Origin of the sequence: Chryseobacterium sp., from assembly GCF_022712095.1 — a bacterium.
In the GTDB taxonomy this organism is placed as follows: Bacteria; Bacteroidota; Bacteroidia; order Flavobacteriales; family Weeksellaceae; genus Chryseobacterium.
Genome location: NZ_JALAHD010000107.1, coordinates 1 through 10,461 on the forward strand (window position 1 = coordinate 1; position 10,461 = coordinate 10,461).

Annotated in this window: 10 protein-coding genes; 4 read left to right on the top strand and 6 right to left on the bottom strand. The window is 35.2% G+C overall.

From position 1 onward, the window contains the following. Nucleotide 1 precedes the first annotated feature (1 nt). Complete coding sequence (locus Q0A18_RS05430; protein WP_292009161.1) at nt 2-1,159, bottom strand: AraC family transcriptional regulator; 1,158 nt, start codon at nt 1,157-1,159, stop codon at nt 2-4. A 258-nt stretch (nt 1,160-1,417) separates the two neighbouring features. Here Q0A18_RS05430 and Q0A18_RS05435 point away from each other — a divergent pair, with 258 nt between their 5' ends. The 4 genes from Q0A18_RS05435 to Q0A18_RS05450 all read left to right on the top strand — a co-directional run bounded on the left by Q0A18_RS05435 (nt 1,418) and on the right by Q0A18_RS05450 (nt 6,595). Then, entirely contained in the window at nt 1,418-4,306 is a 2,889-nt protein-coding gene (locus Q0A18_RS05435) for a TonB-dependent receptor (protein ID WP_292009162.1), read from the top strand. 9 nt (nt 4,307-4,315) lie between these two features. Continuing rightward, complete coding sequence (locus Q0A18_RS05440) at nt 4,316-5,143, top strand: tyrosine-protein phosphatase (RefSeq protein ID WP_292009163.1); 828 nt, start codon at nt 4,316-4,318, stop codon at nt 5,141-5,143. Nucleotides 5,144-5,248: 105 nt separating this feature from the next. Continuing rightward, on the top strand, nt 5,249-5,857 hold the full coding sequence (locus Q0A18_RS05445; RefSeq protein ID WP_292009164.1) for a Crp/Fnr family transcriptional regulator: 609 nt from the start codon (nt 5,249-5,251) through the stop codon (nt 5,855-5,857). A gap of 90 nt (nt 5,858-5,947) precedes the next feature. Continuing rightward, nucleotides 5,948-6,595 carry an NAD(P)-binding domain-containing protein gene (locus tag Q0A18_RS05450; RefSeq protein ID WP_292009165.1) on the top strand — a complete coding sequence of 216 codons (648 nt, stop codon included), beginning with the start codon at nt 5,948-5,950 and terminating at the stop codon, nt 6,593-6,595. Nucleotides 6,596-6,657: 62 nt separating this feature from the next. Here Q0A18_RS05450 and Q0A18_RS05455 read toward each other — a convergent pair whose 3' ends face one another. From Q0A18_RS05455 to Q0A18_RS05475, 5 genes are all read right to left on the bottom strand, one after another. After that, nucleotides 6,658-6,798: a hypothetical protein gene (locus Q0A18_RS05455; RefSeq protein ID WP_292009166.1), complete on the bottom strand. Its 141-nt coding sequence runs from the start codon at nt 6,796-6,798 to the stop codon at nt 6,658-6,660. Further along, nucleotides 6,782-7,162, bottom strand: coding sequence for a MauE/DoxX family redox-associated membrane protein (locus tag Q0A18_RS05460; RefSeq protein WP_292009167.1), 381 nt, complete (start codon nt 7,160-7,162; stop codon nt 6,782-6,784). The genes Q0A18_RS05455 and Q0A18_RS05460 overlap by 17 nt, the downstream gene beginning before the upstream one ends. Before the next feature lie 8 nt (nt 7,163-7,170). Then, complete coding sequence (locus Q0A18_RS05465) at nt 7,171-8,016, bottom strand: NAD(P)-dependent oxidoreductase (RefSeq protein ID WP_292009168.1); 846 nt, start codon at nt 8,014-8,016, stop codon at nt 7,171-7,173. Between the two features lie 56 nt (nt 8,017-8,072). Beyond that, complete coding sequence (locus Q0A18_RS05470) at nt 8,073-9,056, bottom strand: aldo/keto reductase (protein WP_292009169.1); 984 nt, start codon at nt 9,054-9,056, stop codon at nt 8,073-8,075. 25 nt (nt 9,057-9,081) lie between these two features. Continuing rightward, nucleotides 9,082-10,461 (bottom strand): amidohydrolase family protein (locus tag Q0A18_RS05475; protein WP_292009170.1); only part of this gene is annotated, 1,380 nt, incomplete at its 5' end.

Sequence of the window (10,461 nt, forward strand, 5' to 3'; positions counted from 1 at the left end):
ATCATGCACTTCCTCGATATAAATTTTCAAATGAATTTCCCGTATGTTCTTCTAACAAGTTCCTGTAATATTCGGAAGGTGTTTTACCTAAAATATCCTTAAAATAACGGTTAAAAGAAGACTTGGATTTAAATCCAGCTTCATAGGCAAAAGAGAGAAAATTAATATGTTCATCTTTCTCTATGGCTTTTTCTATCATATTTTTAAAATATTCTATCCGATATTCATTAATATAGCGGTAAAAAGGTTTATTCTTATATCCGTTTAGCATTTCACTGATCTGATATTTATTAATTTTTGTTCTTTGTGCCAATTCATCCAGTGTAAGATCACAATCTCTGAATAATTCCCCTTTCTGTACTGAATCATCCAGCTGATGCCACAGAGCATTGAATTTTTGTTCATAATCCACTATATGCACAGGAAAGTCTTTTACATTCTCCGAAATGCTATTCATATTTATTTTAATCTGAAACGAGTCTGTATCTATATCCTGTGTTATAAAAGCTTTTCTGATAATTAATAGGGAAATAGTAAGTAATGTAAAATATGAAATACATCGTATTATAATATTAATAACAGAATCATTATGGATATAAATATACAGTAATACTTTAGAGATAACAAGAACAGCTTCTAAGAACAAAATACATCCGGAAATCTTCATTATCACATCATACTCTGTCTTGTTCACTGCCCCGGAATTTGTCTTCATTATGTGGATACTTTTGCATGGGTAATAGAGATTAATAATAAACATTAGGGCCATACTGAAATTATTATATCCATACAGTAGTTTTTCATCTACCCGTTCTAGAATTATAAAAACACAGGATATAGTAATGTAAGCGATCATCAATATAAAAAAGGGAATAAAAATATACCATTTCCCGGCAACTGAAAGATTACTTCCTGTATTACTTAAGGCATATAGATAGATCAAAGGTCCATAACAAACCGAAATAAATGTATTCATCTGCTGCCTGATACTTTCGTTGGGAATAAATCCAAAAATTACAAACTTAATGATCATGTGTACAGCAATAGCAGAAAGCAGAAACATCAACAGGTAATTGGAAGGAGATTTCTTTTCTTTCACCTGCAACAGCCAAACCGCTACAAGTGCCTGAAAAGCCCCTATAATAATGATATATTGCATTTTTCCTTAGATTTTCACAAAATAAATATAAAATCAGTTTTTAATCGTTAATAACCCTATTATCTATCTGTTAAAAATTAATATCAATAATTAACATTCAATTAATGAATAAATAACAAATAGTTAAAAATAATCAAAGTATTATAAATCAATAATTTAAAAGTATCAAAACAAGGAGTGAGACGTTTGTATTTATGGTTTTTTCCTGCGGACGAAATGAAATACCAAAGTCTTCAATTTTGTCATCAAAAAAAATTTATGAACAATTCTATTGGTTTTTCAAAACAAAAGTCAAGAATCATTCAGGTATCTGCTTTCTTTTTAATAGCTTCTTTTGGAGCTCTCCATGCCCAGAGCATCAAAGGAACTATTGTCGGAAAAACAAACGGTGCTCTTCCTGGAGCGAATATTTCCATTATAGATGAAGAATCTAGAACAGTTTCAGCTTTAGATGGTGATTTCAAACTTCTTTCTCCAAGAACCGGAAACATAAATCTTAAAGTAGAATATATAGGATACGAAACCAAAATATTTCCTGTAACCTTAAAAGAAGGAACCAATGATCTTGGATATATTACCATAGAACCGGAAAATAAAAAAGATAAAGACAAGGTTAATGATATCCAGGAAGTCATTATAGCACGTCCCAATGCTTTAACACAGGCTAAAGCTTACGAAATTAAAAAGAATAATAATGCCATCATGGAAGTGATCGCAGCAGATGCCATCGGAAAACTACCTGACAGAAATGCAGCGGAGGCTGTACAGAGAGTTCAGGGAGTGGCTGTGGCAAGATATCATGGTGAAGCTGATCAGGCCACCGTCCGGGGAACTCCTTTTGCCTGGACTTCAGCTCTCTTCAACGGAAACAGGCTTCCCAGCGCGAATGTATTAGGAAACAGATCTTTTGTTCTTGATGTAGTTCCTTCAGAACTTATTCAGTTTGTACAGGTTTCTAAAGCTGTTACTCCGGATATGGACGGAGATGCCATAGGAGGAAGTATTAACTTCATCACAAGAACCGCACCTGCCAAAAAAACATTAAATATAAGTGGAGCCGGAGGTTATAACACATTCTCTCAAAATGCAACTTATAATGGCTCCATAGTGTATGGAGACCGCTTTTTCAAGAATAAACTGGGGATTATATTATCCGGAGCTATCTGGGACAGACAATGGGGGGCCGATTCATTCGATGTTACCTATAACACCAGCGCAAAAAATGAAGTGGAAAAAAAATCCATCAATTCTGTGATGATGAAAAGATATATGGGAACCAGACGTACGATAGGTCTTAACGGAGGCCTGGAATATAAATTTAATGCTAACAATAAAGTCTATTTCAGGGGAATGTTTAATAAGTTTGATGATATACGCCCTGTGTATGAATCCTATGTGGATTATACGAATAGCAGGTATCAGTATAATTTCAGATATTCCCATTATCAGACGGAATTATACGGAATGGAATGGGGAGGAGAACATAGCCTTAGCTCAAAACTTAATTTAGACTGGATGCTAAGTGATTATCAGGCCAAATATTTCCTTGAAACCCCTCCAACCAACTCAGTCAAAGGATTACCTATTGCTACCTTCAGACAGAAAATAACAGGTGGATTTAATAATCTTTCAACAGGAGGAAAACGGTATTGGGGATTTGATTCTCCTGATGGAATAGGTGGAAATTATATGGATTACAGTTCGGATCTTGCTGATTCTAACGAAGTAATGGATGCCCATAAACTCTTACTTTCCCAACTGGTAATTGCTAAACTGGATAATAACGAAAGAGATAAAATAGCAAGAGCTAACCTTAAATATGATCTCAATTCCAATATCACATTAAAAGTAGGGGCAAAATATCGTGAAAAAGACAGAAATAGCACTTATGGTTATAACGCCGTATTTATTCCGACTACACCATCTTTGCTAAGTTTATCTCAGCTGGCAACTACAGACCCTCCGAAAGGAACCGGATTCCTGAGTGGTATGAATGGAAATTTCAATTCTTACGTTATGAATCCTCCAACTAAAGATCAGTTGTTTCAGCTATTTTCTCCTGAATTTTTACAACAAAACGGCTTTAAAGATTATTCCAATGCAGCAACAAATGCTACCAGTGTTTATACAGGAGAAGAATCTGTTTTTGCAGCTTATGCCATGGCAGAAATTAAAGCCAGCGAAAAATTTAAGATCATAGGTGGATTCAGAAATGAAACAACCAGATTGACACTTAACGGTGCAAAATCCACTACGGAAGGAAACGAAACTGTTATTACACCTTCTATTGTAGAAAGTAATTATAACGCATTTCTTCCTATGCTTCATTTACGGTACAATTTATCTCCTAAAGCGAGTTTAAGATTTGCTTACACACGATCTTTCATAAGACCTAATTTTGGAGATATGTCTCCGGGAATAAGTATTGACAATACAACAAATCCCTTCAGAATGACAAGAGGAAATCCCGATCTGAAACCTACTTTCAGTCATAATTTTGATATGATGGGAGAATATTATTTCAATAATATCGGAATTCTTTCAGGAGGAGTATTCTATAAGAAAATTTCCGACATTGTATTTTCAGATACTTCCACTATGAATATTGGCGGAACAGATTACAGTGTAACTCAGGCAAAAAACCTTCAGGATTCCAATTTATTAGGATTTGAAGCAGGAATCAATAAAAGGCTGGATTTCCTGCCGGGATTCTGGAGCGGATTCGGAGTTGAATTTAATTATACATTTATTGATTCTAAAGTAGAAGTTCCGAGAACAGATGAAAATGGAGTAGTTTATCATGATAAAACCACACTTCCCAACCAATCAAAAAGCCTGTTCAACGCCATTCTGTATTATGAAGCCAAAAAGCTTATGATACGTCTTGCAGGAAACTACAGAGGAAAATCAGTTGAAACGATCAATCAAAGCTTGGGACCAGAATATTATATATGGTCAGATAAAAACTTCACAATCGATTTCTCTGCAAGCTATGATATCAGCAAAAAAGTAAAATTATTTATTGAATTAAATAATTTAAGTAATGAGAGTCTGAAACTGTATATGGGTAATAATAAGAAGAGAATCACTTCAAATGAATGGTATGGAAGCAGGGGACAATTAGGAATTCGTTGGCAAATATTTTAAATTAGATACATGAAAAAATCAATATTAATAGCAATGGTGTTGACTTTAAGCTCAACATTCAAGGCACAGATCAGTGACAGTGTACGAAGAGTCGTAAAAATGGATGGAGCCTATAACTTCAGAGACACAGGAGGATACAAAACTATTGATGGAAAAGAAGTAGTCCTAGGAAGTGTATACCGCAGTGATGCAATCAATAAATTATCTGACAGGGATCTTCAGACATTTCAAAATAAGAATATCACTACCGTTGTAGATTTCAGAGGAGTGGAAGAAGCTAAAAAAGCTCAGGACCGTCTTCCACAGAATGTCAATTATCTTTTATGTCCCGCAGGAAGCAATAATCTTCCGACAGCACAGGATATGGCGAAATTAATGAAAGATAAAAACTTTCTTGCCGACATGTATGGAGAAGGAGGATTACCTTATTTTGGGGAAAGGTACAGACCTTTATTTGTAAAACTTCTTACTTTGCAGCCGGATGAAGCATTATTATTCCATTGTACAGGGGGAAGAGACAGAACCGGAATGGCAGCAGCTTTATTTCTTAAAATATTAGGAGTTCCACAAAATATTATAGAACAGGATTATATAGCCTCCAACTTTTATCTTGCTAAAAATCCTACTATGCAACAGACATATGCCGGACTTTCCAAAATGACAGGAATGAGTGGTGAAGAAATCAAAAAAGAAATGGAACTGAGACCTGAGCTCATCAGGACATTTTTTAGAGCTATTGAAAATAAATATGGCAGTATCGAAAATTTCTTTCAGGTAGAAATGGGGATTGGGCCTAAAGAAGTAGATATTCTGAAAAGAAAATATACACGATCATAAAATAACATTTACTCAGATTTAAATTTATAAACTGTTAGCTTAATTGCGGACAGTTTATTTGTTTTATAATGAATATTATTTAATTTTATCCTTATAAAACATTTGATGAAAGAAAATATAAAACTTCCTTCCACTGAACCTTTGATTAATTATTTTAATCAAGTGATCCCACTAAATGAAAAAGAATGCCAATTAATACATAAATTATTCAGAGCAAGACTCTACAGGAGAAAACAATACGTTCTTCAGGAAAATGATGTTTGTAATCAATTTAATTTTGTGATTAAAGGATGTCTCCGCATGTATAAAATTGATGAAAAAGGGAATACCCATATCCTTCAGTTTGCATCGGAGAACTGGTGGATAAATGACATCGGAAGTTTTCATCATAGAAAACCTTCAGAAATGAATATTGATGCATTGGAAGATACTGTGGTTTTATATATCAACTATGAAGATCTTATCCATTTATATACTACAGCTCCTAAATTTGATCGTATTTTTCGCATACTTATAGAGAATAGTTTTGTTACTCTGCAGAATCGACTTTTACAAAATATAAGTTCTACTGCTGAAGAGCGCTATACTTCTTTCAATAAAATTTATCCTCATCTTATTCATCGTCTTCCTCAGGTACAAATCGCTTCTTTTTTAGGAATTACTCCTAAATTCTTAAGCAGGCTGAGAAATAGAATAATTAAACCTAAATCTTAAACTAGATCAATAATATTTCTTAAGATACTTTATTGGAAAAAAGCCGATTCCTTGCGGATATTTGTTTTATAAATTTTAAAATATATTATTATGGAAACTAAAAAAACTGCCATCATAGGATTAGGAAATATCGGACAAGCAGTTGCCGGAAATCTTTCAAAATCTGACCGGAATTTTATTATAGCTGACCGGAATATTGAAAAAGCTAAAGAACTTTCCGGAAAATGGGGTAAGGGAACTGTTGCTAGTGATATTCCTTCTGCGGTCAAAAATGCAGACATATTGATTCTATCAATTCCTTTCGAAGCTATTGGAAGCTTTTTACAGGAATATTCTACCGACCTTGAAGGAAAAATTATTGTTGATCCTTCCAACCCAATTGCACCAGATGCCAATGGTGGGTTCAAAAAAATCATAGGAAATGATGAATCCGCAGGTGCTATTAATGCTTCTTTTCTTCCCAAAGGAGCAAAATTGGTAAAAGCATTAGGTTCTTTATCTGCCGGAACATTAGTTTCTGCTTCTTATCATTCTCCCGAAAGAGCTGTACTGTTTTATGCTACAGACCATACAGAAATCAATGCCGACATTGAACAGTTGATTCAGGATAATGGATTTGATGCCCTTCGTATTGGTGGTATTGATCAGTCTATAAGAATTGAAGTATTTGGGGATCTTCATGAATTCGGAGCTCTGGGTAAAACAGTTAACCTTTCTGAAGCCCGGCAGAAAATTTAAATTTAATTTAATAAAAGCCGCTTTGGATAAAGCGGCTTTTATTGAGTTCGGAACCGGACCCATTATTCTTTATATTCACCGATTAAAATAACCGGTTTAATTGTTTTTCCTGTTTCAGAATCTTCAATGGCTTGATTGGTATCTTCAAATTGATACAGAATTAACAAATCTTCTGATACTTCAAGGTTATTTTCCGGAGGCATACCTTTCATAAAACCAGAACAAACCAAAGAGATAAAAAGCATGTAATAGCTGTGCTTCAATAGCTGACCAGTTCTCAATGGAACAGCTTCCCAAAATGAGAATACTCATCAGTGCAAGACCAGAATAAAGAGTATGTTTTATTTTCCATCCGATTAGCAACATCACCCCAATGACCGCTTCCAATATAGGCAATAGATAACTGAACGGAACAATCAGTGGAGCAGGAATTACAGACTTTTCCATTGTAGTTAACATCCAGTTACTGAAATCTGCAAGCTTAGGTAATCGCACAAGTCCATGTCCAGCAAGCGAAACTGCAACCGGCAGACGCAGAAAGAAAAAGACGGTCTTAAAGTCTTTCATCAATTCCCTTATTTCTTGAGATAATTGATAATTCCAATGACATCATCTTTTCCGAAGCCTTCATTATGAGCAGATTGATAAGTGTCTATTAAAACTTTTGATAGGGGATAGTTTGCACCTGCCTTATTCGCCAAAAGAATATCTTTTAACATAAGATCCAATGCAAAAGCAGGTTCATATTGATTATTGACCAATAATGGTGTTTTCACTTTTGTCGCACCACTGCCGCTTGCACTTTCATTGATTATTTCCAGCATATCTTTACGTTCTATCCCCAATTTTTCAGATAGCAGAACCGTCTCCGCCAATCCCTGATAAATCATGGATAAAAAATAATTGATCGATAATTTAGCAGCAATACCTTTTCCATTTTCTCCTAAATGTTTAACCGACTTTCCCATTTTCTGCAAATAAGGCAATGCTCTCTGAAGATCTTTTTCTTCTCCTCCTACCATAATAATAAGAGTTCCTTCCGCCGCAGGCTGGGTGCTTCCTGCTACGGGAGCATCAATAAAAGAGGCTTCTTTTATTTTCACAGCTTTTGCTGTTTCTATTGTTGCTTCCTGAGAAACCGTACTCATATCCACAAATAATTTCCCCTGAATATTCAGAGAAATAATTTCTTCATATACATCTTTTACCGCCTGATCATTAGTAAGCATTGTAAATATAATATCACATTTTTCAATGAGATCTTTTAAATTCCTGTAGACTACAGAACCTTTTTTAAAATCATCTGCTTTTTCCGGAGTTCTATTGTATACACCAAGTGGGAAACCTGATTTTTCTAAATTTTTGGCCATAGGATGTCCCATATTTCCTAATCCTATGAATCCTATTTTTTCTACATTCATTTGCTTATTTTTCTATTTAAAATTGAGTATTTTTCATCAAATACTCTTTTATCGAATTAAAAATTATTCACTAAATCATTAATGACATTAAGTTCTTCCTGGCTCAATCTAATCTTAATAGCTTCCGCATTCTGAACTGCTTGCGAAACATTTCTAGCTCCCGCTAATGCAACGGTAATTCCGGGTCTTTCAATAGTCCATCTCAATACCAGCTGTCCCAATGTTGCATTATGTTTTTCAGCAATAGGTTTTATTTGAGCTAAAAGACTATTGGTTTTCTCTACAAATTCAGGTTGAAAATGGGGTAACCCTGCTCTGTGGTCTCCTTCCTGAAACTGATATCCTGAATGAATCTTTCCTGTTAAAAGTCCTCTTTCAAGTGGGCTATATGCCAGAATGGATTTATGATTTTCAATACAATAAGGTACTGTTTCTCTTTCAATTCCACGGTTTACCATACTGAAAGGAATCTGGTTAGAAGCCAGAAAAACTGTTTTTTCTGCTTCTGCCATCTGAGCTGCATTATAATTACAAACCCCTGCAAAACGAACTTTTCCCTGTTCTATCAATTGAGAAACAGCTTCAAAAGTTTCATCAATCGGCGTTGTAGAATCCGGCCAGTGGATCTGATACAAATCGATATAGTCGGTTCCCAGTCTTTTTAAACTCTGCTCACATTCATAAATGACACTTTCTTTTCCGGCATATTTATATACATCAATAGCTTTTCCGTTATTATCCTGGCTGTGCATTGCAAAGTCACCCTTAGCCAGATTCCAGCGCATACCGAATTTAGTAAGAATCTGTATTTTATCTCTTGAGATTCCTCTGATCGCTTCACCTACTATTTCTTCACTTGTTCCCTGTCCATAAATAGGGGCTGTATCAATAGAAGTTACTCCCACCTCATAGGAGGCTTTAATTGCATCTACTGCATCATTGCGGTCTGTACTTCCCCACATCCATCCTCCAGCAGCCCAAGCTCCAAAAGTAATAGCCGATACTTCCAGTTCACTGTTTCCTAATTTTCTGTACTCCATTGTATTTTTATTTAAAATTTACTATTTAATTTCCCCCACCTTTAAGAGGCCCTTTACTTACTTCTTTTCCTGACTTATAAACCGCAAAAATCTGTCTTGTATTCTTGATATTCTCTGCAGGATTAGCATCCAGTATAATAAAATCAGCTACCTTTCCCGGCTCAATAGTTCCAAAATCCTTATCTATTTTTAATGCCTTCGCTGAATTTTTAGTAGCCACACTGATCGCCTGCATAGGAGTGAGTCCGGCTTCCGTCATGAGTTGCAACTCCAAATGTTCAGAAAAACCCTGAGCGCGAAGTGGAGTAGCACCACTATCTGTTCCCATAGCTACCATAATTCCTGAATCAAATACCTTTTTAAGGTTTTGTTTAGCTGTTTCAAATGCTTTTACATTCGTATCAAAAAGGGGGGAGTTCTTCAGCTCCGCCTGATATTCCGGGGAAGTAATCATTTCATATACATCTACTTCCAGTGATCTTTTAAAAAATTCATTATTGATCCATTCCGGTTTTTTAGCATAGATATACGCAAATTCATCTAAGGAAAGAGTTGGAATGTAAATTACATTTTTAGCCTTCATCTGTGCAAGGGTAGCATCATCTATCACTTCATTACGGATACTGTGTCCGATTACATCTATACCGTCTGCTACCAACTGTTTAAGATCTTCCAGATAATAAACATGAGCTGCTACTCTTAATCCTTGTCTGTGAGCTTCATTAATAATGGCACGGTATACTTCCGGCTCCATTTTATTTTTATATTTCCCGCTAAAATCATCTACCCAGATCTTTATCATTTCAGGATTGACTTTTTTAAGGCTGTCCATCTGTGCAGGAACCTGATAGCCATACATAGGCCTGTAAACATGATCCATTGCAAATTCCAAAGGTGGAGCTCCGTCAAAAACTCCAAAACCATATCCTGCAGAATGAATTCTCGCTCCCTCTATTTCCCCTTTTGCAGAACGGTCTCTTAAACCGCTTTTAAACAAAATAGGACGATCCGTTCCCATAGACATGATATTTAATACTCCATAATTCTGGTATTTATTAAGTTGGGATAAAATATTCTCTTCCGTATAGTTTTCGCCACTTACTTTATTTCCTTTTATAGTCCCGATATGAGAATGGGCGGAAATCAGGGCGGGCATAATTGTTTTTCCCTTCAAATCTATTTTAGCAGCCTTCTCATTTATTATATGGTTCCCTATTTGAGCGATCTTTCCGTCTTTAATAAGAATTTGCACATTTTCTAACGGAGTTACGCCATTGCCATCAATAAGTCTTACATTTTCAAGTAAAAGTTCCTGATTGAATTCATTATCTTTTTTAGAACAGGACAAAAACAGGGTTACAATGAATAGTAATAAGGAAGTCTTTTTTAGGATCTGCATATAAAT